The following is a 24,688-nucleotide window of genomic DNA, read 5'->3' on the forward strand; positions in this document are numbered from 1 at the left end:
CCGTCTGCGTTCAGCCTTGCATCTGCTGCTGAATCCAGTCGACCAGAAGCTGCTGCACCGAGCCCGCCCCCCAACTCTGGACGGCCAGCAGGCAGTATTGCGAGCCATCGGGTACAAAGCCCAGCGGCGCCACCAACCGGCCGGCGGCAATATCGTCCTCCACCAGCAGTTGCGGTCCCATGGCTACACCCAGACCCGCTGCTGCGGCCTGCAAGCTCAGGTAGAAATGCTCAAGCACCAGATCACCTCCTGCTTGCGCCTGCCGGATCTGGGTGGGAGGCTGATCTGGCCGCGTTTTCCACCAATCCCCCCAGGCCTTGGGACGCGTCTTGCTGTGCAAGAGCGTGGCATCGCCACGAAGCGCAAGGCCGCCATCGGACTGCAACGCAAAGAACTGCGCCAGACTGTCCGGATGGCAGACCGGCCCCATGCGCTCTGCGCACAAGGGCCGGATTTGGACATGGGCTCCCCAGTCAAAGTCGTTGCGCCGAATGGCCAGATCGATGCCGCGCCCCCATTCCACGGCACCGCCGCCCGCAACCAGATGCACGGTGTGCTGCGGGTAGCGCGCCTGGAAGTCACCCCAACGCGGAATCAGCCAGCGCATCAGCAGCGTGGGCTCGCAGGACAGCAGCAGCGGCCTGCCTGCCACCCGCTGCCGCACCGCTTCGGCCGCACGTGCCATCTGGCCAAGACCGGCATGCACCCCGTCGAACAACAGCCTCCCCGCTGCATTGAGAAAGACACGGCGATTGCGGCGCTCAAACAGCTGCGCCCCCAACTCTTCCTCCACCGAGCGCACCGCGCGGCTGATGGCTCCATGGGTCAGGTGCAGCTCATCGGCAGCGCGGCTAAAGCTCTCCAGCCGCGCTGCCGCTTCAAAACAGCGCAAAGCGACCAGCGAAGGCATCCGTTGTGGACTGCCAGCAGAAATATGTGAGTTTGAATCACTATTTTCTTGAGAAATCATCGTTATTCAAAAAACCTTGACCGCCCTAGAGTTCATACCTATAGAGCACTGCTTGCCATTCTCGTGCAACGGAACCATCTCACAAACAGATATTTGAACTCAACCAATACACTGCATGAACGCCTGGCCTACCGTGATTCTCGTTACCTCTCTCGCCGTCATCAGCCCCGGCGCCGACTTCGCCATGGTCACCCGTACCAGCCTGATGGAATCGCGCCGTGCGGGTCTCTGGGTGGCGCTGGGCATCGGCTGTGGCGTTCTGATCCATGTGGCCTACACCCTGCTGGGACTGGGCATGGTCCTGCAACGCCTGCCCTGGCTTTTCAATCTGCTCAAATATGCGGGCGCAGCCTATCTGGTATGGCTCGGAATTTCTCTCTGGCGCGGCGCCAGCCGTGCAAATGGCGATCGGCCAGAGTCCCGGTCCAGTGCCGGACCAGGCCAGCGCAATGCACGCAAAGGCCATGCGCCGGGCCGCTCGCTTTTTGTACTGGGCTTTCTGACCAATGCACTCAACCCCAAGACAGCGCTCTTCATCCTCAGCCTGTTCATGCAAATCGTCGGTCCTGCCGTGCCCATGCCGACCCAGTTGGCCTATGGCTTTTTCGTCGCCATGGCCCACGTGCTGTGGTTTGCGCTGGTAGCCTGTTTTTTCTCGGCTCCAGTGCTGCAGCCCAAGGTTCAAGCCATACGTCCCTGGGTAGATCGCAGTCTGGGCTGCGTGCTGCTCGTCCTGGGCCTGCTGCTGATCGCCACCGGCACACCGGCTACGTCGAATCTGATGAATGCCAGCATCCGATATGAAAAGCCCGACAAGCCCAGTGGCCGCAATAGCAGCATCTGCAACACAAACGACAGCTTTGGAGCGCCCACCCGTGCCATGCTTGTCATGGTTGATACATATCAGCAAAACTCCAAAGGAGACAAGCACCATGAAAAGCCGCTACCCCTTTCCCGATCTGAACAGCCTGCCTGAAGACATCAAGCAACGCATCGCCGAGGTACTGCAAAAGTCGGGCTTTATTCCCAATGTTTTTCTGGCCTTTGCTCGTCGGCCGGCCGAGTGGCGCGCCTTCTTTGCCTACCACGATGCGCTGATGCTCCAGGAGGACGGCAGTCTCAGCAAGGGCGAGCGCGAAATGATCGTCACCGCCACCAGCGCTGCCAATCAGTGCCTGTATTGCGTGGTGGCTCATGGCGCCATCTTGCGCATCTATGAGAAAAAGCCGCTGATTGCCGACCAGGTGGCGGTCAATTACCGCAAGGCCGACATCAGCCCGCGGGAGCGGGCCATGCTGGACTTTGCCATGAAGGTCTGTCTGCACAGCGCCGAAATTGACGATGCCGACTACGAAGCCTTGTACCCTCACGGTTTTGATGACGAGGATATCTGGGACATTGCGGCCATTACCGCCTTCTTCGGACTGTCCAACCGGATGGCCAGCTTCGCGGGCATGCAGCCCAATCCCGAGTTCTATCTGATGGGCCGGGTGCCACGCGAGAAAAAAGCCTGAAGCAACAAGCAGTAACTCGCTGCCTGCAATCGATGCAACTTGCATGGGAATGACGCATCATCCCTCGCAGAGCAGCGGCCAACCCGGCAAAACGCTGTTTGCCGGAGGTCATCCAGATGCAGAAAGCCGTTTGCTGCCTCGCCACCCTGCTCGCCACGCTCTGCGCCACAGCGGCTCATGCCACCTCGTGGGAGCTCAAGCCCGGTGGCGACAACAGACTGGAATTCACCGCCACTTTTGAGCAAACGCCGATCACCGGCGTGTTCAAAGAATTCCGGGTTCGCTTTGAATTCGACCCTCAAAAGCCAGACAGCAACAGGCTGAATGTCAGCATTCGCATCAGCAGCGCCGACATGGCCAACCCGGATATCAACCAGGCCATTGCCGGCAAGGACTGGTTTGACTTTGTGCGTTATCCCGAGGCAGTCTTTGATGCCAGGGAGATTCTCGACGCCCCCGGCGCAGCCGGTTACCTGGCACGCGGCACCCTGCTGCTGAAAGGCCTCAGGCAGCCGCTTGTGCTGCCATTCAGCTGGAAGCCCGAGGAGCGCCGCATGGAAGGCGAATTCGTCACCCATCGCTCAATATTTAATATCGGCACAGGAGAGTGGAAGAGCAGCAATGCCGTGGGAGACGCCGTGACCGTGAGATTTCGCGTCCAGCTGCGCGAGTTGCCATGACATTGCGCCAACAGCTGATTGCAGTCCTGCTGACTCTGATCACGGGCTGCTCGCAACCAAGCATCGAGCCAGAGCTGCCTCCCGGCCCGACGGCAAGGCCTGCGGGCTTTCCTGCGGCCTTCTATGCCGATGCTGCTGCACGGGGCCAGTCGGTGCTTCAGATTGATTCCTCGCATTCCCTGGTCTCAATCACCGTTCGACGCGCTGGCGCTCTGGCCAGACTGGGGCACGATCATGTGATTGCCAGCCATGAACTGCAAGGCTATGTGGCCCCCCAGCTTGGTCGGGCCGATCTCTATGTGGCGCTGGATAGGCTATCGGTCGACGAACCCGCTCTGCGCGCCAAGGCGGCTCTGGACACCCAGCCCAGCGCTGCCGATATTGAAGCGACCCGTGCCAATATGCTGAACAAGCTGCTGCAAACCTCGTTCCATCCGTTTGCACTGATCCAGGCACATGCCTCCCCCGAAGCGGACGGCGATGTATTGTTGGCCCTGGAACTCACTCTTCACGGCGTCACACGCAGCCTGAGCGTACCGGCCCGAATCAGCAGGACGCCAGGCGAATTCCATATCAGCGGCTCGCTGAGCATCGATCAATCGAGCTTTGGCATCACGCCTTTGTCCATCCTTGGCGGTGCAATCCAGGTCCGCGACAGGCTCGAGTTGAACTTCGAAGTCCGCACCGCTCCACCTTTGAAGCAGGTATCCCGGTCATGAGAACAGCGCCTGTTGCTGCCTGCGGCGCAGCTCTGACCCTGCTCTGCAGCGGCTGGCAGGTTTCCGCACAAGAGTTGCGCATAGAAACTGCCGAGCACAATGAGGCCATGACGGTGAACGCCTCGGCCGTCATGCAGGTCAGGCTGGCTACGGCCTGGAGCGTGATTTCCGACTACGACCATCTGGCCGACTTTGTGCCGGATATGCAAAGTTCGCGTGTGCTGCAACGCGATGGCAATCAGGTGCTGCTGGAGCAAAAAGGCAATCTGGGGTTTCTGTTTTTTCGCCAGGCAATCGAGGTCAGACTGGCTGTGACCGAATGGCCGCAGCAGCGCATCGCCGCGCATGCGATAGGCGGCAATCTCAAGCAGATGGACGGCAGCTATACCCTGGAAGCCCAAGCCGACGGCCGGGTACGCTTGGCTTACAGCGCTCGCCTGGTCCCGGCTTTCGCCATCCCGCCGCTGGTTGGAAAGCCAGTGCTGCGCCAGTTGTTGAAACGCCAGTTCAGGGCACTGGTGGATGAAATCCAGCGACGCGAGGCCTTGACGCTTCAAGAGCAGAAACAGACACCAGGAAATTAGCGGCAGGCCGTTACAAGGGCAAGATGGTATTGGACGCACGCAAGCCTGGCCCCGAGGCCTCGGGTTGCCGTCATGACTGCGCAAGCATCCGCAAGAACAAAGACTTAAATCGCAGAGGCCCTGAGATGGCGCGTGAACTGCTCAAACTCTGCAGCCATGGGGGCAATGGCTGCCCTGGGCAGTACCAGAGCCTGCATAGCGTCGATAAACAGATAGCAGTTCACGTCATCTTCGGCAAGCGCCAGCACTCCTGACCACGGCAATATCGTGTCACCGCGGACCGAGGCTACCCTGATGGCGTCCGACGAGAGCGTGACCGTTTGTGGCGACAAAAACGCACCATCCGGCAGGAGCATGAGCTTGCGCATGGATGCCTGTGACAGGTATGGCATCGTCACGACGGCGATCAAAGCGACGACCAGAAGGCAGGCAACCACTCCCAGTGGGTGGGAGATCTCAGGAAACTCACGCATCAGTTGCGCATAGGCTGCACCAGCGAGGCCAATGCAGAGCCACATCACAACCTGCAAGAGGAACGGCCAGGAAAGCATCCCTGCCTTCTGATGCCAGCGCCGCGAAACCATTTTCTGCAGGCGAACGAAGTCGGCGGGAACGAGAGTAAAGCTGGTGGTCATGTTCATGGTTGGCTCATGTGGCCACAGGTATGAGCGACCTGCAGCAGCGAGTATTGATCGAAAGGTGCCTGCGGCATCTCACACGGTCGCTGGCTCTGGTTCATGAACGAATACGTTGCAGGCACTATAAGCTGGCGCACCGGGCATTACAGGGTGCGACCAGAGCTGTGCATGCGATACAAGCACAAGCCATGCAGCTGCAAGATGTGAAATTGCGGCAAATCAAGACAGCCATGTCTATGGCGTGACGGGTTTGAAGCATTGATCTTATTGTCTTCCACGTACCGATTGCGCTCCCTCTTCCTTGAATGCTCCAATAGTCAAACAGCCTTGCTGCCAGCACTTGGCCATCAGGCGCTGGCAGCAATTTCAACCTCAAGCCTTGAAAGTCAACCAGGGCTTCAACCGCACACTCGCACGAATCAGCCCCGCCTCTTGCTGCGCCTGCAGCACCGGCCCTACGGGTTTGTAGGCGCTGGGCGCTTCTTCGATCAGTCGCTCTTCACGCAAGGTAATGCACTGCCAGACGGATTCGACCAGCGGCTGTTTCATGCGCCGCGTGTCCTGTCTGCGCACCTGGCGGCCCGCTCCGTGGCTGCAGGACCGCAGCCAGTCTTCATGGCCCAAACCCTTGACGAGAAAGGAGTAATCACCCATCGATCCCGGAATCAGCGCCCACTGGCCGTCATGCGCGGGAGTGGAGCCCTTGCGGTGCACATTGAACTCGCCCTCGGTCATCACCACGTTGTGGGGCACATCCACAATCAGGCGCGATGCATCGGGTGCGGCAATGCCTGCCAGCTCTTTGCGCACCAGCTCCGCCAGCGCCATGCGGTTGAACCACGCGTAGCGCGCAGCCACGCCCATCGCTTGCAGATAATCCTGCGCCAGCGCGCCGCTCAGACCATACAGACCGTGCTGAGGGTGCTTGATGCCCTGCGGCCATTGCTGCCTAGCCAGTTCCATCCAGCGGCGGCCGACATAAAAGCCGACATCGCGCGAGCCTGTGTGGATCATCACCGTGACATCGCCCTTCTTGAGCCCTGCGGCATAGGCGGCATGACGATCGTAGACTTCATCGACCACGCAGAACTCCAGAAAGTGGTTACCGCTTCCCAGGTCGGCAGCAGACGGCGGGCGCAGCAGCTCGCGCGCCTGCAACAGGGCTTCAGGCGCGTAGCGACTCTGGCCCGCAAAGTCTTGCAGGCCCACGCACTCGGCCAGTTCGGCCTGCAGGCGGTCGCGGTTCACGCCTTGCCATAGACCCACGTCAGGCAACTGTTCAATAAAGGCCTGGGGCCCCTCATCAAACAGCGCCTTGAAGCCTGCGCTGCGCACGGGTACATCGCGCCCGTTCTGCAAGATGACGCGGGTCAGCCGCTGCACGATGGTGCTTTTGTGCAGCTCGGCCTGCGCCTGCGTCAGGCCCGTGCTCAGCAGGCGTATACCGCAGTTTCTCTGACGACATGGTAACTGTTACTACCTCTCCAGCTAGAGGAGATACGGGCAAGAAGCATAGGTAACAACTCTATGATCTCCAAATGGCCAAGGTATCTACGGAGGTAACTACTACTCATATAACTACCTTCCCGCACAGCATTGGGCTTCACGTCTAATGGAACCTAAAAACACCTGAGCGCCTCGCCGACCAGTGGAACCACTCGCTAGTAGAAGTCCGCTCTTACCAACCTTACGATAGCAGCCCAACAGCTGTGCAAAGCTTCACCAGTTGCGAAGAAAAATACTGCTTCGACTGCGGTTTCAACTTGTCAATGAAGCGCAATGACCGCCTCTAGTACCAGTGGTAATGGTTTACCAGTTGAGTCCCGCCCCTTAAATCGACAGTGTTTGGAATCTTCATCTACTTCGAAATTCGATTTCCACAATCACGAGAAATGTTGGGTCTTCGCATTCAACGATTGCATTCACGCGCTCCGAATTCGCATTGTCAACAACAGCACAATTCCAGCTGAGTTGCATGGGTGACCGACTTGAAGTGAGTTCAGTAGCTTGCTCGGTTAAGATATCCTGTAACCAAGTGCATCCTGCACGATAAGAATCGCAGCTCTATAGTTTTCACTTATCATCACTTATACGTTCCAGCAGAGCTGGCATGCGGAAAAATGGTTCAATTCTTCAGCGTCCACTGTCACCAACTTCCACTACTCCCCCGGCTTCACGGCATCTGTGCGGGATTCGAGTCTGGGAAGTGGCGTGTAGATCAGCTGTCACGGTACCTGATGGAGTGGTTACCCGAATTTTCTCTCTCGTATACCGAGCGTAAGTCAATCAACGACACAAACTCAGTTGCCCAAATCCGCAAGGCGGCACAGGTTGTTTACGACACAGATAAGTACGAAAAACGGGGAGAGTTTGGCGAACTCTTACTTCATGCTCTTATGCGTGAGGTTATTGGAACCGAGCCGGCAATCAGCAAGATCTTTTTCAAAGATGCAGTCAACGCCACGGTCAAGGGATTTGACGCCGTGCACGTACTCAACACTCCTACGGGCCTCGAGCTTTGGATTGGTGAGGTCAAGTTCTACCAGAGCATTTCCAAAGCGATTGCCGATGTCGTTCCAGAACTAGAAGCTCATTTCAACGATGACTACTTGCGTAAAGAGTTCGTGCTCATCACTGGCAAGCTGGATCCAGAATGGTCGTCCACAAATGCATTGGCAAGCCTGTTGCATCGTAACCGCTCCCTCGATGACATCGTGAGCTCCATCGTCGTGCCTGTGCTGTTGACCTACGACAGCGCCACAACGAAAGGCTATACCGAAGCATCCATGGCATACAAAGCCGCTCTCGAAGCGGAGCTTCAAGCTCACCACAAAAAGTTCGTGACGAAGAACAGCGTGAAAAAGGTTCGCATCGAGCTTTTCTTATTTCCTATGGCTAGCAAGCTCGACCTTCTGAAACTTATGAATAAGCGACTACAGGCGGCTAGAGACCTATGAGCTATAGAGAGTTACGCACAGCGCTGAACGAAATTGACAACGATAAATCGTTTGATGCATTCACCTTCCTTGCACAGTTGTCAACATTCACGTCTCTGGCACCTGACGATGAACAACTGCAACTAGCTCGCGAGTTGCTCATCCGTGTTCTCGAACATGAAGCTCTGTTCGCGCCTTACGCATCTATCGTCCAGGCATTACTACGGGAAGTTGGGCTTTTCCCATACTTGGATGATGCTGAGTCTGGCATTGCGACACTTATAGCAACTGAAACTCATAGGCCGGATGCAATGCCTAAGGACATTGTGTTCACGACCAAACAAGCTGAGGTATATCGACTACTACTTGCAGGACGTAACGTTGTCTTAAGCGCGCCCACCAGCTTTGGAAAGAGCCTCATTATCGATGCGATGATCGCTAGCGGCCGCTACAATAACATCGTCGTAGTAGTCCCTACGTTGGCCCTGGTGGATGAGACTCGTCGACGATTAATGAGGTTTCGCGACCAATTTAAGGTGATAACTCACCTCAGCCAAGAGCCAACCGAGAGAAATATCTTCGTACATACGCAGGAGCGTGTAGTCGAGAACCCACACATAAAAAACATTGACTTCTTCGTCATCGATGAGTTTTACAAGCTACAAATTGACGACAGCAAGGTTGACGAACGAGCCGTATTACTTAATCAAGCTTTCTATCGGTTAGCAAAGCAGGCAAAACAGTTTTACATGCTCGGGCCTAATATCAATGAATTGCCAGATGGATTCGGCGCGAACTACAGTTGTACCTTCATTCGCACAGAATTCAGCACAGTTGCATCTGATACTCATGAGGTACCTTCTGGTGGCGATCCAAGTACCCGACTTAAAAATTTGATACCTCAATTATCCGGACCAACCTTGGTGTTTAGTGGATCTGTCAAGGGGGCAAGAGATTTTTCCAAAGTCATCGCTGAAGCACCGAGAGAATTCGAGCCAAGTGACCTGCTGAAGCACGCAATTAATTGGCTCAGCAATAATTTTAGTCCTCAATGGGGTTTAGTCCAGTCACTGAAGAAAGGGGTTGGCACACATCACGGCAGGCTTCCTCGATCAGTAGCACAGATGCTTGTGCGATTGTTCAATCGTGGCCATTTGGAATATCTAGTTTGCACATCGACACTAATTGAAGGTGTCAATACTGCAGCACGGAATGTGGTGGTCGCTGACAACAAAATTAACAATAAAAAGTACGATTTTTTCACCTTCAACAATATTCGCGGTCGCTCCGGCAGAATGTGGCAACATTTTGTTGGACAGGTTTATTTATTCAATGACCCACCTCAGCCGGAATTAGCGTTCGTCGATATCCCAGTTTTCACCCAAAATGACAATGCCCCGGATTCGCTACTAATCCAGCTAGATGAGAAGGACCTTTCTGACCTAGCAGTAAAGCGAATGCGGCAAATTTGGGAACAGGATTATGTGACGCTAGAAACCATCAAGGAGAACGCAGGGCTTGAACCCTGGGGTCAAATTAGTCTGGCACGTGAAATAGAAGAAAATATTGATGACCTAGCAGCAGTGTTGTCTTGGCGCGGAATGCCGAGCTACGACAACTTGAAGATAGTTTTCGACCTTGCCTGGCGTCACTTCAATGTGCGCGGTGGTGCAGGTGTGAAATCAGCATCCCAACTCACATACCTAATCAACCAATACCGCATTCAGCCGAGCTATACCGCACAGATTCGAGAAGCCGTCAAAGGAAAGTCAGGGGATGACGCAGATGAAGCTCTCGAGACTTTTTTAGAGTTCACCCGGCAGTGGGTGAACTTCAGAGCTCCACGTTTGATGAATGCCGTAAATCGAATTCAGGCTGAGGCTCTTTCAAGACACGCTTACCCCCCTGGAGATTACACATTCTTCTGCGGGCAACTCGAAGCAATGTTTATGAACCCAGTTGTTACTGCTCTTGAGGAGTATGGTGTTCCGATTCAGCTCGGCGAGCGCCTTATGCCAATTTTGGGTGATCCAGAAAATCTAGATACTGCTCTCGAGGCACTGGCAACACGCCGAGCCAGCGAAATCCACGGTACTTCTCCCTTTGAGAAAGCACTTATTCGACCGCTGTGTCAAGACAATGTGTCCGCATAAGCCGGAGCAAACAGTGCATGTATAAATCAAGACAAAAGGTCATGGGTGATGTCACAAGGCATGGCCTCCAACCGTTTCTGCGGCCTCGGCGTTGGTCCGTCTGAGCAACTCACCAAAATGACTGGTCAGCAATAGCAACTTCGCGTAGCTTTACATTCACAAGACGCCTCATCTAGATCAGAATAAGGTTGAAGTGGATCACCATCAGCATCCACACCAATGACCACGTGTCGAAACCAACATGACCACTCCCACCAACTCCTACAAGGATTTACTTGCACAGCGTGCGGCACTTGAGCAGCAGATTGCTGCTGCTAGAAAAGCAGAACTCGCTGGGGCAGTGCAGGAAATCCGAAAGCTCATTGAGGCGTTTGGGCTTACCGAAAACGACATCTTTTCTTCAGGGAAGCAAAAGCGCACAAACGCTGGATCTTCGGTTGCGCCAAAGTATCGTGACCCCAACACAGGCCAAACGTGGACTGGCCGAGGTAAGCCTCCAACATGGATCAAGGACAAGGATCGATCGCTGTTTGAAATCTAATGACTTCGCGACAGCAAAAAAGTGGCCTTCGAGGCCACTTTTTTATTGCTCACTATGCTGCTTGGCTCTGTAGAGATCGATGCGCGATTGAGCAACTTGTTTGGCCGGCAGCGATCAATCCACGTTGCTCCCTCAAGACGCTCATGTCAACGCACGAACGCGATCAGTCACTCACCCTACAAGTGGAAAGCAATCGGTATCGAAGTGGATTCTTAGTGATTGATCTCCATCAATCGCTATACTGTATGCATGTACAGTCATCGACTCTTGAGCGGCATGCCCGTCCAACTCACTGCCTCGCCAGTTGCTTTGCCTCTGGCAGATTGCAGCGTGCGTGCAGGCTTCCCCTCTCCGGCCGAGGACTTTTCAGGCAAACGGCTGGACATAGCTGAGCTGCTGGTCGAACACCCGCAGGCCACATTCTTGCTTCGCGTAGCCGGTCCATCCATGCGCGAATACGGCATCGATGACGGCGACATGATTGTTGTGGACCGGGCGCTACGCGCCCGCCACGGCAGCATCGTGGTGGCCGTAATCGACAACGACTTCACCGTTAAGGTTCTGCACAACGCAGGTGGCGTATTCAAGCTCAGGGCCGGCAATCCCACATACCCCGACATCGTTCCAAAAGAGAACCAAGAGCTGGAAATCTGGGGTGTGGTCAAGTCCTGCATCAAGCGCTTTGCATGAGGATGTATGTTTGCGCTCATCGATGGCAACAACTTCTACGTCAGCTGCGAGCGAGCGTTCCGGCCTTCCTTGCAGGGCATTCCTGTTGTTGTCCTGAGCAATAACGACGGCTGTGCTATCTCACGTTCTGACGAGGCCAAGGCCTTGGGCGTGAAGATGGGACAGCCGTTTTTTCAATTGCGCGATCTGGTCGAGCACAAGGGGCTCGTCTGCCTCTCTCCAAATTTTGAACTGTACGGCGACATGAGCGACCGCATGATGTCGTTGGCTGCCGGCCTGGGGCCCACTCAGGAGATCTACAGCATCGATGAATCATTCATCGGGGACCTGGACGGCATTCGGGATCTGACGCGTCGCGCCTTTGCCATTCGCGCACGCATCCTGAAATGGACGGGGATTCCCACCTGCGTGGGCCTGGCCCCCACCAAGACCCTGGCCAAGCTCTGCAACCATGTCGCCAAGGACTCGGAACGCAAGCCGGGCAGCTACCCTGCAGAGCTGCAGCGGGTCTGCAACTGGGCGGAGCTATCCGATCACCAGCGCACCGACATCCTCGGCCGTACGCCTGCCGGCGAGATCTGGGGGGTGGGCCGCCGCATCTCGGTCCAGCTGGCCGAGCAAGGCGTGCTGACTGCGCTGGACTTGGCCAAGCTGCCTGCCCATGCTGCGCGAGAGGGCTGGAGCGTAGTGCTGGAGCGCACAGTGCGCGAGCTGCAAGGCCTCAGCTGCATGAGCTTAGAAACGACCCCTGCCGCAAAAAAGCAGATTGCATGCACTCGCAGCTTCGGCCACGCCATCACCACCCTGCCACCACTGATTGAAGCCGTGAGCGAATTTGCAACCAGGGCCGCCGAGAAACTGCGAGCAGGAGGATTGCGGGCTGGCGCCCTGCATGTTTTCGCGCACACCTCGCCATTTAGGCCTGGCCCCAAGTTCTACAACATGGCCGTGATGCAGCTCCAGCCCCCGTCCTCCGACACCAAGGCCCTCGTGAACGCAGCGGTGCGCGGCTTGCGCATGATTTATGAGCCCGGCTACCAGCTCTCCAAGGCCGGGGTGATGCTGCAGGATCTGTGCCCTACAACCGTTCAACAAGGCGACCTGCTTTTCGAGGGACCTGCCCGCGATCAAAGCAAGCTGATGGAAGCCATCGACAAGGTCAACAAGCGCTTCGGCAAAGGCACTGTGCACGTAGCCTGCACTGGAGTACCTGAGCAAGATGCGAGCGGTTGGCGTATGCGTCAAGAGCTTCGCACGCCGCGTTACACCACCAAGCTCAATGAAATTCCAATAGCTAGAGCATAGACCTACAAACCGGCGATTAACCAATGGCTAGCTTTCTTGCGGATCCAATGCCTAAACTGACCTCGTTGACGTTCATTTTTGCTCTAGTTGACGATCCCATAAGCTGTCCACTCAATGGCCGTGACCACCAGCAACCATGACAGCAGCCGACACTAGCAAAGAGCCAAATAGCAGGCAAGACAATTGGACGATGGTTTGCCTCAATCCCTTGGGTCTATTGAGCTGCGGAATGATGTCTGACAGCGCCACATAGGCAAAACTACTGGCCGCAAGCACAAGAAGCATAGGAAGCCAACCTGCAAGTTGACCCACAATGAGGTAGCCTGCCAACCCTCCTGCCATAGTGAACGAGCCTGCCAAAGTGACCTTAAGTACAGCTTTTCTTGGTTTGCTGCCTCCATTGCCGACCACAGCTAAATCACTCAAATGGTGCGGCACTTCGTGCAGTAGTACGGCAAACGCCGCGCCCCAACCCAATTTTTCATTGGCTAAAAATGCCGATGCAATCAGAATTCCATCGGCAAATGCGTGTACGCCGCCTCCAAAAAGCACCGCCCAGCGTCCCGTTGGAGCACTTGAAATGTGCTCATGAGGTGTGCGTTGATGACCGCTAGGCAGACCGAGAACATGAGCGCGATGCAAAACTTCTGCATTGTCCAAGACGATGACAGTTAGCAGCCCCAAGAAAAAAATCAGGAACAGAGATTTGGCAGAGTAATCACTATCGAATGCTTCAGGCAATAAGTTGATAAATGCGGTGGCGAGCAAAGCTCCTGCAGCTAAGCTAAGCATGTGCTGTGGATGTCGAGTAAAAAAGCTCCTGCACAGCATCCAGGCAAGCCACACACTAACTACGCCAGCTAGAAAAGTGCCTGCGATAATCTGAATCAACATTGGCGTTAATAGTTCACGATGAAAAAGACCGCGCCAAGCACTTGCATGGCGCGGTGTATTATCAGCAATGCAGTTTGATTACTGGCGAGACAATTTTTCGTAATCGCCAGAGACTCTCAATGTCATCGTCACATCACTTTGGCCACGGTTGCGCCAGAACCAACCATGGTTGCCTGTAAACGCGGCTTTCAATTCGCCTGTATCGGCACCCACAGCGCGCCCCTTCTCGTAACTGATGCTTTTACCTGAAGCATCGCCGTGGGTATCGTAATTCACTACGCCACCTTTGGCAGTCCATTCAAAATTTGCCTTGGCAGCCTCCTTCATACGTAACTTGTATTCGACACCTTGACCCGGTTCGAGCACAAAGGTGACCTCATCTTTCCATTGCGTTGCAACTTTCTGCACAGGCGCCGGCGGAGATGCCTCGGCCGACTTTGCACCAACAATACCGGCAACTGCCGAAGTCGCAACAGCAGTATTCACTGCTTTCTTTTCGCTAGCAGCAGGAGCCGCAGCTCGATCAGCTTCGGCTTCTGCGGCTAACTGTGTCTTGATTTCTCCCATTTCATTTAGGCCGAGAGCTCTACCGATACCAGTGGGATCAATCGCATATTCAGAAGGCAGCACCACCGTGACCAGCAACAATGCGGCGATCGCAAGAGCAGTAAATGTGGACTTCTGCAGCTGCTGGCTGCTCGGCAACTCGGCAGAGGATGGGATTTGGCGAGTGTTACGGGTATTACGTGTATTCATGACATTAGATTTAGCTGGAGATGGAGACAAACAGACCTGTCAGTTGCATGCCAAAAAGCACAAAACCGGCGGTCATCATGGCAACGTTGGCTGTATAGGCATATCGCCCAAAGCTGGCATTTCGGCGCCAGTACCCCATCGCAATAAGAATGGCACCAAGGGCTAGTAACTGGCCCAGTTCAACGCCTATATTGAAGGCCAATAGATTAGGCACCAGCCCATCACGGCTCATCTCGTACTCCTGAATCTTGGTCGCCAAGCCAAAGCCATGGCACAAGCCGAATACGAAGGTAGCAATGCGTGGATTAGGTTGAAAACCCAGCCACCGCTCGAACGCTCCCATGTTGTCAAGCGCCTTGTAGACCACAGACAGTCCGATGATGGCATCGATGGCGTAGCTGCTAATACCAATATCAAAGTACACACCGATGAGCATCGTTGTCGAATGACCTATGGCAAACAAGCTCACATACAAGCCAATATCTTTGAGTCGGTAGAGATAGAAGATCACTCCGAAAAGGAACAAGATATGGTCATAGCCAGTCACCATATGTTTGGCCCCAAGGTATGTGTAAGGAATCAAATTGATGCCGGAGATTTCCTGGATATAGCCTTTGTCACCCTCAGTGACAGCATGTGCCAGTACATCAACCGGCATTAAGGCCAGCATGGCAAGCAGCAACAGACAAAGACGCAGGGGCACATTTATCCCTCTCGTCTGAAATAACGAAAATTCACTGAGCATGAAAACTCCAAATAGATTTAACCGACCCACATTCATGATGTGGGCTACCTTTTAGAGGTAGTGATCTAACGATGGAGGTCGCTCAAGACGCTGAGGCTGGTGACTGAAAAACGGCTCCGGCGGCATAGCTGCGATCCGATGGCGGAGATACCCGGATGGTAAAGAAATCAAAGGGGGCAGATTCGCCGTTTCGTGGCTATGGTCAAGTGGGTTATGTCCATGCTGACTGTTATCAGCTGCATGGGAGTGCGCATTGGGTGAGCTTCGCCATCCCGAAGATCCTTCCATCGCTTCGCCGTCATGTGCGCGATCATGCGTATGTGAAGTGTGAACCTGACCATGAGGCTCATGTCCAGAAGCAGCGAGCAAAGCCATACCGTGCGATTGAAACATGCCAACGCTGGACAGCAACAAGCTGGCTGTCATCAAGAACAGCACCGCCATATGCAGCAACTTTTGATTTAAAAAATGCACGGTATCTATCAAAGCCACAAGTACTCAGGCAAGACCACCCCGTGGCCGTTGCCGATCCCCTTCGCCTTATCGGCGCATTTCTCACAAATGACGTCAACCCTTGTTGAAGCAGTTGCCGAGCTTCTAGCTGCTCTAGGAAGAACTTGAATTTTCAAACTGACTTAATGCGCATCCGGCCAACGAGGATGCAAATCATCTATGGCAAAAGCATGAATGTGCTTACGTCCACCAAGTGCGATACCGCTTTTCAAATGCTCATCTAACGCAGGATCATCTGGGTGCTCATGACCAATCTCATCTTCATCTGCTTTGGGCCACAACCTCCAGCCAAGGATTAGACCAATGACAGTGATCCCCGCAAGGGCCAAAAACGCAGCAGGCATGCCGAATCTTGCCCCCAGTTGGCCGGCTAGTGGATAGGTAAGCAACCAGCACGCATGAGACAGGGAAAACTGTGCAGCAAATATTGCTGGACGGTCATGGGCCGCTGCCGATCGCCTCAGCAATCGTCCGCTTGGAGTCAGTGTCATCGAGTATCCCAAGCCGATGGTGAACCACAGCAATAGGAACGCTGGCCATTCATAACTACCCCCGACAGTAGCGATAAGGAATCCTGCAAATAGGCCGCCCCCCATAATGCTTGCACCGCACAGCATTGCTGGTCGATCAGGACGTTTTTCCAAGATCTTTGGAAGCCACAAAGCCATCAACATCGAGCCACCGCCAAATGCAGCGAGTGCAAAGGGAACATCGGTGCTTGGCCGCTGAAGCTTGCTTTGAACATAGACCACGGTGTTGACAATGACCATTGCACTGGCCGCAGCAGCAGCCAGATTCAAAGCTAGCAGACCCCGCAAACGAGGAGTCCGAAGGTAGATGGACATTCCACGGAAGGTTTTGGCGTAAATACCTCCGTGTTGAACGACTGCTTTGGCTTGCGGCAACGTTACAGACACCACCAGAAGTGCTGAACAGATAAAGCCAACGACGGTTCCCGCAAAAAGCCCATGAAAGGAAATCACGGTCAACAGCGCCGCCGCGAGCATCGGGCTCAGCAAACTTTCCATGTCGTAGGCCAACCTAGACAGGGAAAGAGCCCTTGTGTAATCCTTCTCCTCAGGCAAGACGTCCGGTATCGTCGCCTGAAAGGTAGGGGTAAAGGCTGCGGAAGCAGACTGCAAAAGGAAGATCAAGAGGTATACCTGCCAAACCTCACTGACGAAAGGCAGGGATACTGCAACCGCGGCGCGCACAAGATCCATTGCAACCAGAAATGCGCGCCGCGGCAGACGATTGGCAAAGGCCCCCACTATGGGTGCTATGCCCACATAGGCAACCATCTTGATTGCCAACGCGGTGCCAAGGACACTGCCCGCATTGGGCCCAGCAATGTCATAGGCCAGCAGACCTAACGCCACAGTAGCGAGCCCCGTTCCCACTAGCGCAATAATTTGCGCCAGGAACAGATGGCGGTAAGTTCGGTTTGCCAATACTTCAAGCATCAGATGCTCCTTAGAGGGACAGGGCCTTTATGTACAGCACTGCCTTAGAGTGTCGCAGCAACCTGCTTGGGCTGTATTTGCATGTTCTCCCGCCTTCTCAGGACCATTCCGCAAACCGCAGGAAGGACAAACAGTGTCAGGATCGTCGCTGTAATGAGCCCCCCAATAACCACAGTCGCGAGAGGACGTTGAACTTCCGATCCGGTACCTGTACCTATAGCCATAGGAACAAAGCCCAAAGAAGCAACCAAAGCAGTCATGAGCACGGGACGCACCCGCTCCATTGCGCCTTCTATGACCGCCACGTTAGCGCTCAGCCCTTCCTCAAGCCGAGACTGAATGGCGGAAATGAGCACCAAGCCGTTAAGCACCGCGACGCCCGAGACCGCGATGAAGCCTACGGCGGCCGAAATGGAGAACGGTATACCTCGCAGGGCCAAGGCAAAAACTCCACCAGCTAATGCCAGAGGGACAGCGGTGAGCACCGTGGCCGTCAGCGCCACATTGCCAATTGCCATGTACAACGCAGCAGCAATGAGGACAAAGCAGGCAGGGACGATGATGGCTAAGCGCTTGGTTGCCGCCTGCAGATTCTGGAATTGACCGCCCCACTCAATCCATGAGCCTGAAGGCAGTTTGACCTCTTGCGCAATTCGTGCAGCGGCGTCATCGACAAAGCTGCCCAAGTCACGCCCGACCACATTTGCTTCCACATAAATGCGGCGCTTACCGTTGTCACGACTGACTTCGTTCAAACCTTGAGTGAAACGGAACTCCACCAGTTGACGCAGGGGAACAGATGCTCGAGGCTGACCAGCTACTTCAGGCAACATCACGGGCAGTGCACCAAGCACGTCGAGATTGCCGCGCTGCTCTCCAGGCAGGCGCACAACGATATCGAAGCGTCGATCCCCCTCAAAGACCTGACCGGCAGGCTTACCCGCAAGCGCCGTGGCTACAGTGTCGGCAACCTCTTTGACCGTCAGCCCATAACGTGCGATTGCAGCACGGTCAAAACTGATATCGAAGGTGGGAAAGCCGGTGGTCTGAGCCACACGCACGTCGGATGAGCCCGGCGTTTTGCGCAACACCGCAGCCACACGTTGCGCACTAGCCGCAAGTTGGTCGAGATCTTCGCCATAAATCTTGACCGCCACATCGCTTCGGACACCACCAATCAACTCATTGAATCGCATCTCGATGGGTTGCGTCACATCGTAGTTGTTGCCGACAAGGAATGCTGTTTTCTCACGGATGCGCTCCACAACCTGTTCCTTGGTCGTCACACCTTCGGGCCATTCATTCTTGGGTTTAAGGATGATGTAGTTGTCGGAAGCATTAGGAGGCATCGGATCGGCAGCCAGGCTGGCCGTACCAGCCTTGGAGTAAACGGTCTTGACTTCCGGCAAGCTCAGTACAGCACGTTCCAAAGGTAGATCAATGGCAGCCGATTGCTCAATGGAGGTCGATGGAATACGGACCGACGACAAATTCAGGTTTTGCTCATCGAGCGTGGGCATGAACTCCCGACCCACAAAGGAGAATGCGAATACTGCCAAAGCCAAAACAGCTACAGCAGAACCCACGAAAGGCATGGGGTTCTGAACTGCCCTTGTAAGCAAGGGAAGATAGCGCTGCTTGGTCGCAACGATGACTTTGACTTCCTTCTCGGAGATTTCCTTACGAAGAAGCACCGCAATCATGGCTGGGACGAACGTCAGCGAGAGCACAAAGGCTGAAGCAAGAGCAAGCATCAGCGTAATCACCATAGGTGAGAACATCTTGCCTTCAACACCTTGGAAGGTCAGGCAAGGCAGGAACACCAGGAAAATCACCAATTGGCCGTAGATAGTCGGACGAACCATCTCTTTCGATGATGCGATTACCTCCTCTAAGCGCTCCGACAAGGTAAGCAGTCGGCCCTGCTGTTGCTGCCGATGAGCCAGCCGGCGTAAAGCGTTTTCAACAATGATGACGGCGCCGTCAATGATCAAGCCAAAATCCAATGCGCCCAGGCTCATCAAGTTGCCCGAAATATGCAGGGAGTTCATTCCAATGGCGCTGAACAGCAGCGAGAGGGGAATGACCATGGCAGCAATCACTGCCGCTCGCCAGTTTCCCAGCAACGCAAACAGAATGACCACCACCAATATTGCACCTTCGGTCAAATTGCGCGCCACCGTTTTCACGGTCGCAACCACGAGCTGAGACCGATCCAACGTTGGGACAATCACGACGCCGGGAGGCATCGTCTTGGAGATCTCCTGGAGCTTATCCCCCACGGCCTGTGCGACAGTTCTACTGTTCGCGCCAACCAGCATGAGTGCACTTCCGACCACAGTTTCCTGACCATCACGGCTGGCCGCGCCTGTACGTAGATCACCACCGACACTTACAGCCGCGACTTGCCCTATCGTGACAGGAACGCCTTGACGTTGAGCCACTACGGCACGTGCGATTTCATCTACGGTGCGTATACGTGCATCGGCACGCACAAGATAGGACTCTCCAGAACGCTGAATGTAATTGGCCCCTACTGAGAGGTTGGCGTCCTCGAGTGCACGATTCACATCGGCGTAGGAGATGCCGAAGGCTGCCATCTTTGCTGCATCCGGTTCGACCAAAAATTCCTTGACATAGCCACCCAACGAGTCCACGTCGGCCACGCCTGTCGTGGTGCGAAGTTGAGGCCTGACAATCCAGTCCTGGACTGTACGCAGATATGCAAGCTTGCTTACGCGATCCTTGAGCTTTTCACCTTCATCCGTGAGGAAACTTCCATCGCTCTGCCAGCCAGTTTCACCGTCCTTGACGGACGCGCCTTTGCCGTCAGGGTGCTCAAACTCCACACTGTAGTGAAAGACTTCACCCAGCCCTGTTGACACGGGCCCCATGCGCGGCTCGGCTCCGTCTGGCAAGCTTGCTCTCGCTTGAGCTAGCCGCTCGGACACCTGCTGTCGCATGAAGTAGATGTCTACATCCTCCTTGAAGATTGCGGTAACCTGGCTGAAGCCATTACGCGAGAAAGAACGTGTTCTGTCTACACCATTGAGACCCGCCAAGGCTGTCTCGATAGGGTATGTCACGCGTTTCTCAACCTCCACAGGGCTCAATGTGGGCACAACCGTGTTGATCTGGACCTGCTTGTTTGTGATGTCTGGAGTTACATCAATGGGCAGCAAGTTGAGCTGCCAGGCTCCAACTACTGCCAGCACAGTAGTTAGAAAAAGTACTAGCCATCGTTGCCTAACCGATGCGGAGAGAATTGCATTGATCATTCGTCATCTCCGGCATTCTTCTTGGCTTCTGCCTTGATGAGAAATGCATTGCGTGTGGCGACACGGTCTCCAGCGGCGACACCCGAAATCACCTGGGCAATACCACCACTACGGGCACCGACAAGCACGGGCTGCGCACGGAAACCTTTATCTGTCTTGACGAACAACACATCGCGTCCATCCAGGTTTTGAACAGCGTTTTCCGGAACCGTAAGCCCTGCCGATCCACTACTGCGGGCATGAAGTCTCACTTGAACGCCCTCACCCACCACCAAGGCTACTTTAGGCTCACTGGGAGTAAGCACAACAGTGGCTGAACGCGATGCGCTGCTCGCAGTCGGTGTCATGGAACGCACGACAGCAGCAATAGGGTTGCCGCTGGAAGGAATGATGGTCGCCTGCTCGCCAACGGAGATACGACCCGCTTCCGCTGGCGTTACAGCCGCTTCAATCTGTAAGGCACCAGGGGCAGCGACTCGAAATAGCTCGGTATTGGGCGCCACATAGGCTCCGACAACTGCATTCACCGCTGTGACGCTACCGGAAATCGGACTTATAACTGCGACTGCACGTCCATCTTCCGAGACTTGGGCAGCGCGCGCCACAGACGTTGCTCGAAGCGATTCAGCCTCTGCGACATCTAGTCCTGCTTTGGACGCTTCCATCTCCTGGCGTGGAGTGACCCCTTGCTGGAACAGTTCCAGTTCGCGCGCATATGATTTGCGTGCTAGTTCAGCCTTGGCCTGGGCTACACGACGGTCTGCCGCCATGGCTGCAGCATCCAGACTGTCCACCGATGCCAGCACATCACCAGCCTTGACCGCATCACCCAGTCGTCGTCCCACACGCTGAATCGTTCCGGTCGCGCGAGCCACCAATACCGCCTCGCCTCCGGGGGCTGCAGTAACTGTGGCGGGAGCGAGAATTTCAAGGGCTACGTCACCTGGCGTCACGGCTTCGACGGCGATACCAGCTGCCTTAATGTACTCATCCGGTATCGAAACCACTCCGGAGGGGGCCTCCAACTCGCTGGTTGGATCCGGATTCGTCGCAGCAGCAACTACGGGCGTGGCTGCAGGCTTTCCTACCTGTGCGGCCCCAAAGCCTATTGCAGCAGCGGCACTCGCAACCCCTGCAACCAGCAGCCAAGGGATAGTTCGACGGTTCTCAGTCATTTGATTTCTTCTCCGAAAGCCAGGCGCCCTTCTGCCTGTGCCATTGCCGACAATGCGCGTACGCGCGCCAAACGAGCCTCGATAGTGGTTCCTCGGGCCTCGGACAGAGCACGTCTAATCACTAACAACTCGATCAAGGATGTCTTGCCCGACTCATATCCGATGCGCCCAAGTCGATAGGCCTCATTCGCAGCAGCCTCTCCAGTCGAGGCAGCGGTCAGACGCTGATTCGCAGCCTGTACTTGGGCTAATGCAATGCGCTGATTGGCCTGAGCCATCAGACGAGCTTCTTCTAGCCGTGACTCCGCCGCTATGACCCGTTGCTGAGCCGCAGAGATGCCACCCTCATTACGGTCAAGCAATGGAATCGTTGCACTGACGCCCAGGACATACCCGTTTTGACCGGACCAGGCGTACCTCCTTAATCCCGCACTGATACCAATTTCAGGCACCCACTTTTTCTGCTCAACAACGACTTGCGCTTGAAATACATCCCGCTCCGCACGGGCAGTTGCGACTGCCGGAGGAATCTCGGTTGAAGAAACCGATCCCTCGCCGGTTGCATCCAGCAGGGAACCACTTACCCCCGAGTAGGCGATGTCTGATCCCACCAGAGCCGATAGGCGTTCCAAAGCTTGGGTAAGGTCTGCTGCACTGGACTGTGTACGAGCCTGAGCTGCTGAGACGCTCGCTTGCGCTTGAGCAAGTCTCAATTGGGCCTCCTTGCCTGCTCTGACCTGCGCTTGTGCAGCCCCTAGGTCATCATTGGCACGGGTCAGATCTTCGTGAGCGAGGTTCTTTAGCGCCTGCGCTGCCTCCACGGAGGCATAGGCAACTGCAAGCTCTGCGGCAAAGTCAACCTGCGCTTGGCGACGGCGTGTCTGAGCCAACCCCAAGGTGCGCTCACCGGCTTCAATGCGGGCAGCTCGTTTGCCAAAGACCTCGAACGGCTGGGTTACTGAGTAGGTACTTTGACGCTGACTCTGTCCTCCACTGGCTGGAGCACCCAGGTTTTCGAAAAGAGTGTCGATGCGAGGGTTAAGCAACGCCTTGGATTGCTGCGCATCTGCGACAGCAGCTCCGACATTTGCTTGTTGCTGGGCCAAGACAGGTGCTTGCGACAGTGCCTGTTCCAACAATTTGACATAGACGGGAGCGTCGGCTGCGCTTGCACTGGCAACGCTCAGCACTGCAGCTCCGAGCACCACAATAGCGCGTCGATAGAAGAATACGGAAATGATGGTGGGCCTCCTTTCAGGCAGTCGGCACTCCAGCGTTTTCGAAGGAGTCAAATAGGAATACGGCTCTACCGAGCACTTCCCCTTGCTCTTTCAAAAAAATTTTTACTGGGAGATCAAGGGCCTATTGACCATCGACTTAAGCCTGCCGGAAAGGCGGAGGCTCAAACACTGCTGTCGCGTGCGATAAGCAGCGAAAGTTTGCCGCGGGCCCGTGTGAGGCGGCCCTCAAGCGCTTTGAGCGTGATGCCAAGGGCTGCAGCAGCCTCAGGCTGAGTCAGGCCCACAATGCCTGTCAATACGATGACTTCCCGCTGCTCACGCTGCAGCATAGAAAGCGTTTGCGTGACTTTGGCCAGTTCCCTGCGCGCGGCCGTTTCACGCTCTGGGCCAGGTGCGGGGTCCGCTTGCTCTGGCGTGTCTGGGCTGAGCAGATCAAGCGCACCGAACAGAAAACTACGTACCTTGCGGAAGCGGAATAGATCACGCATCTTGTTCATGGCAATGCCAAACAGCCAAGCACGAAACGGACGATTTTCGTCGTAATCGCCCAGCGCTTTCCAAACGGCCACAAACGTTTCTTGAACTACATCGTCGATGTCAGTTTCAGGGATGCCAAAACTGCGCGCAGCCTGCGCTACGGATACGCCATAACGGTCAACGAGCACTTTGAAAGCTCGCTGATCGCCTTGCGCTGCGCGCTTGGCTAAGATGACGTCCGAATCTACGGAAATCACTGCGACCCACGCCGAAGCGCTTCCACCAACACATTGTCGTACGCTGGTCGATGCTCTGGCTTAAGCCCAGCCCGCATCTCAAACACGTGCACAAGCGTAGCCCGCTGTAAATCGCCCGCAGCTTTCTCGACTTCGCGGATGGCTGACTCCACTTCTGGTGACCAAGTTGGATTTTTGGAAATGGCATCCGCCAACTGGCCATTCGCCGCACGTAACCGCTTCTCTATTTCTTGACGTCTTTGTGCAAAAGACTGCTCCTTGGCTTCGAGAATCTGCTTTTCATTCGCATCAAGAGGAACGGCCCGATGCAGCATTTCGTGAAGGTCTGTTTCAGGGCGAGGAGCGCTATGACGAACCATCACGACTGCACCAGCCACAAATACACCGATCAACGCCCCTGCGATCGTTGCAAGAGCAAAGCGTCGTAATCTTGTAGCCATCATTCCCCCACGAGCAAACCAAACGGCGACGCAGCAGGTGGAGCAGCGATCCATGTTGTGACAGGCTGCTCTAATGCCTTCGAAGCGATGGAATCCAAACCAGCCAAAGCCACAATCGCAGCTACTGCCGCACACAACATCATTAGCCGGGCATCAAGTCTCGCCAGAGCAAGGGAGGATGACGCCGGTGACGAGATGAAACCGATCTGCTGCATCACCTTGTCGCTGTCAATGGGCGTCACTTCCCGCTTGGTTAAATTGGCCGCATCCGCAAGCCATTTGTCAACGTCTACCATGGCAGACCTCCTTTGAAGCCGATCTTCAATCCTTATACGGCTACAAAGCCCTTCCCCCCTCAAAAAATAATAAAAATTTTTGCGAAGGCTAAACACGAGCGTCGCATACCGAGCTCTACGAGCCTGATGAGTTCGATTGGAACCTGCATCCCTAGCCATCTTCGTCGATGAAGAATCATGTTTTTGAAGTCCTCTGGAGGAAGCTAGCGGGTAGCTCCATAACGCTTCAGCACCTGCCCCTCCAATCCTCAACAATATCTCAATAAATTTCAAGCACCTCAAATATCTATTTGACAAAGCGTTTCTAACTTTTTATCGCTTCCCAGTCATCGAGCCACATAAGCCCGCAGCTCATTTCATGAATTATTCTGAAGATTTAGTGAACACAACCATTGATGCAGATTTCCTAAAAATTACGAAAAG

22 protein-coding genes and 2 pseudogenes are annotated in these 24,688 nt (G+C 55.0%); 11 read left to right on the forward strand and 13 right to left on the reverse strand.

Going from position 1 to position 24,688, the window contains the following annotated elements; genetic code table 11:
• Positions 1–10: 10 nt before the first annotated feature.
• Positions 11–910, reverse strand: a complete 900-nt coding sequence (locus CTR2_RS14080) for a LysR substrate-binding domain-containing protein (RefSeq protein WP_087083253.1) — start codon at positions 908–910, stop codon at positions 11–13.
• A gap of 175 nt (positions 911–1,085) precedes the next feature.
• Here CTR2_RS14080 and CTR2_RS14085 point away from each other — a divergent pair.
• From CTR2_RS14085 to CTR2_RS14105, 5 genes and pseudogenes are all read left to right on the forward strand, one after another.
• A pseudogene (locus CTR2_RS14085) lies at positions 1,086–1,766 on the forward strand (LysE family translocator); the annotation flags it as partial.
• Positions 1,767–1,902: 136 nt separating this feature from the next.
• Positions 1,903–2,484: a peroxidase-related enzyme gene (locus tag CTR2_RS14090; RefSeq protein ID WP_087083252.1), complete on the forward strand. Its 582-nt coding sequence runs from the start codon at positions 1,903–1,905 to the stop codon at positions 2,482–2,484.
• 116 nt (positions 2,485–2,600) lie between these two features.
• On the forward strand, positions 2,601–3,164 hold the full coding sequence (locus tag CTR2_RS14095; protein WP_087084588.1) for a YceI family protein: 564 nt from the start codon (positions 2,601–2,603) through the stop codon (positions 3,162–3,164).
• A complete protein-coding gene (locus CTR2_RS14100) occupies positions 3,161–3,883 on the forward strand; it encodes a YceI family protein (RefSeq protein WP_087083251.1) in 723 nt (240 codons plus the stop codon). Before CTR2_RS14095 ends, CTR2_RS14100 begins: the two co-directional genes overlap by 4 nt.
• Positions 3,880–4,467, forward strand: coding sequence for an SRPBCC family protein (locus CTR2_RS14105; protein WP_087083250.1), 588 nt, complete (start codon positions 3,880–3,882; stop codon positions 4,465–4,467). Before CTR2_RS14100 ends, CTR2_RS14105 begins: the two co-directional genes overlap by 4 nt.
• Before the next feature lie 104 nt (positions 4,468–4,571).
• Here the strand turns inward: CTR2_RS14105 and CTR2_RS14110 are convergent, their stop codons facing one another.
• Both CTR2_RS14110 and CTR2_RS14115 read right to left on the reverse strand, forming a co-directional pair.
• Complete coding sequence (locus CTR2_RS14110; RefSeq protein ID WP_087083249.1) at positions 4,572–5,108, reverse strand: YcxB family protein; 537 nt, start codon at positions 5,106–5,108, stop codon at positions 4,572–4,574.
• Positions 5,109–5,477: 369 nt separating this feature from the next.
• Positions 5,478–6,557, reverse strand: a pseudogene (locus CTR2_RS14115) (RtcB family protein); the annotation flags it as partial.
• Between the two features lie 668 nt (positions 6,558–7,225).
• Between CTR2_RS14115 and CTR2_RS14120 the strand changes: the two are divergent.
• From CTR2_RS14120 to CTR2_RS14140, 5 genes are all read left to right on the forward strand, one after another.
• Positions 7,226–8,062 carry a HamA C-terminal domain-containing protein gene (locus CTR2_RS14120; RefSeq protein WP_019042619.1) on the forward strand — a complete coding sequence of 279 codons (837 nt, stop codon included), beginning with the start codon at positions 7,226–7,228 and terminating at the stop codon, positions 8,060–8,062.
• Complete coding sequence (locus CTR2_RS14125) at positions 8,059–10,194, forward strand: DEAD/DEAH box helicase (protein ID WP_087083248.1); 2,136 nt, start codon at positions 8,059–8,061, stop codon at positions 10,192–10,194. Before CTR2_RS14120 ends, CTR2_RS14125 begins: the two co-directional genes overlap by 4 nt.
• A gap of 241 nt (positions 10,195–10,435) precedes the next feature.
• Positions 10,436–10,735, forward strand: coding sequence for an H-NS histone family protein (locus CTR2_RS14130; RefSeq protein ID WP_087083247.1), 300 nt, complete (start codon positions 10,436–10,438; stop codon positions 10,733–10,735).
• A gap of 276 nt (positions 10,736–11,011) precedes the next feature.
• Positions 11,012–11,425: a LexA family protein gene (locus CTR2_RS14135; protein ID WP_029158419.1), complete on the forward strand. Its 414-nt coding sequence runs from the start codon at positions 11,012–11,014 to the stop codon at positions 11,423–11,425.
• Between the two features lie 6 nt (positions 11,426–11,431).
• Positions 11,432–12,730, forward strand: a complete 1,299-nt coding sequence (locus CTR2_RS14140; RefSeq protein ID WP_087083246.1) for a Y-family DNA polymerase — start codon at positions 11,432–11,434, stop codon at positions 12,728–12,730.
• Between the two features lie 111 nt (positions 12,731–12,841).
• Here the strand turns inward: CTR2_RS14140 and CTR2_RS14145 are convergent, their stop codons facing one another.
• The 3 genes from CTR2_RS14145 to CTR2_RS14155 all read right to left on the reverse strand — a co-directional run bounded on the left by CTR2_RS14145 (position 12,842) and on the right by CTR2_RS14155 (position 15,125).
• Positions 12,842–13,624, reverse strand: coding sequence for a ZIP family metal transporter (locus tag CTR2_RS14145; protein WP_087083245.1), 783 nt, complete (start codon positions 13,622–13,624; stop codon positions 12,842–12,844).
• A 78-nt stretch (positions 13,625–13,702) separates the two neighbouring features.
• Entirely contained in the window at positions 13,703–14,380 is a 678-nt protein-coding gene (locus tag CTR2_RS14150) for a hypothetical protein (protein WP_034399422.1), read from the reverse strand.
• A 10-nt stretch (positions 14,381–14,390) separates the two neighbouring features.
• Complete coding sequence (locus CTR2_RS14155; protein WP_019042610.1) at positions 14,391–15,125, reverse strand: HupE/UreJ family protein; 735 nt, start codon at positions 15,123–15,125, stop codon at positions 14,391–14,393.
• Positions 15,126–15,280: 155 nt separating this feature from the next.
• Between CTR2_RS14155 and CTR2_RS14160 the strand changes: the two genes are divergently transcribed.
• Entirely contained in the window at positions 15,281–15,706 is a 426-nt protein-coding gene (locus CTR2_RS14160) for a hypothetical protein (protein ID WP_140401033.1), read from the forward strand.
• 54 nt (positions 15,707–15,760) lie between these two features.
• On the opposite strand, the gene CTR2_RS14165 is transcribed toward CTR2_RS14160, so the two are convergent.
• From CTR2_RS14165 to CTR2_RS14195, 7 genes are all read right to left on the reverse strand, one after another.
• Positions 15,761–17,101, reverse strand: a complete 1,341-nt coding sequence (locus CTR2_RS14165; RefSeq protein WP_029158417.1) for an MFS transporter — start codon at positions 17,099–17,101, stop codon at positions 15,761–15,763.
• Between the two features lie 44 nt (positions 17,102–17,145).
• Entirely contained in the window at positions 17,146–20,379 is a 3,234-nt protein-coding gene (locus CTR2_RS14170) for a CusA/CzcA family heavy metal efflux RND transporter (protein WP_019042607.1), read from the reverse strand.
• The gene (locus CTR2_RS14175) at positions 20,376–21,554 is read right to left on the reverse strand and encodes an efflux RND transporter periplasmic adaptor subunit (protein WP_087083244.1); all 1,179 of its coding nucleotides are present in this window, start codon (positions 21,552–21,554) and stop codon (positions 20,376–20,378) included. The genes CTR2_RS14170 and CTR2_RS14175 overlap by 4 nt, the downstream gene beginning before the upstream one ends.
• Positions 21,551–22,846 (reverse strand): TolC family protein, encoded by a 1,296-nt coding sequence (locus tag CTR2_RS14180; protein WP_310220543.1) that lies wholly within the window; start codon positions 22,844–22,846, stop codon positions 21,551–21,553. Before CTR2_RS14180 ends, CTR2_RS14175 begins: the two co-directional genes overlap by 4 nt.
• A gap of 110 nt (positions 22,847–22,956) precedes the next feature.
• Positions 22,957–23,529 carry an RNA polymerase sigma factor gene (locus tag CTR2_RS14185; protein ID WP_087083243.1) on the reverse strand — a complete coding sequence of 191 codons (573 nt, stop codon included), beginning with the start codon at positions 23,527–23,529 and terminating at the stop codon, positions 22,957–22,959.
• Positions 23,526–24,023: a periplasmic heavy metal sensor gene (locus tag CTR2_RS14190; RefSeq protein WP_303661112.1), complete on the reverse strand. Its 498-nt coding sequence runs from the start codon at positions 24,021–24,023 to the stop codon at positions 23,526–23,528. Before CTR2_RS14190 ends, CTR2_RS14185 begins: the two co-directional genes overlap by 4 nt.
• Entirely contained in the window at positions 23,969–24,265 is a 297-nt protein-coding gene (locus CTR2_RS14195) for a CnrY/NccY family anti-sigma factor (protein ID WP_019042601.1), read from the reverse strand. Before CTR2_RS14195 ends, CTR2_RS14190 begins: the two co-directional genes overlap by 55 nt.
• Positions 24,266–24,688 lie beyond the last annotated feature (423 nt).

The sequence above is a fragment of the Comamonas thiooxydans genome, assembly GCF_002157685.2.
Classification (GTDB): domain Bacteria; phylum Pseudomonadota; class Gammaproteobacteria; order Burkholderiales; family Burkholderiaceae_C; genus Comamonas; species Comamonas testosteroni_H.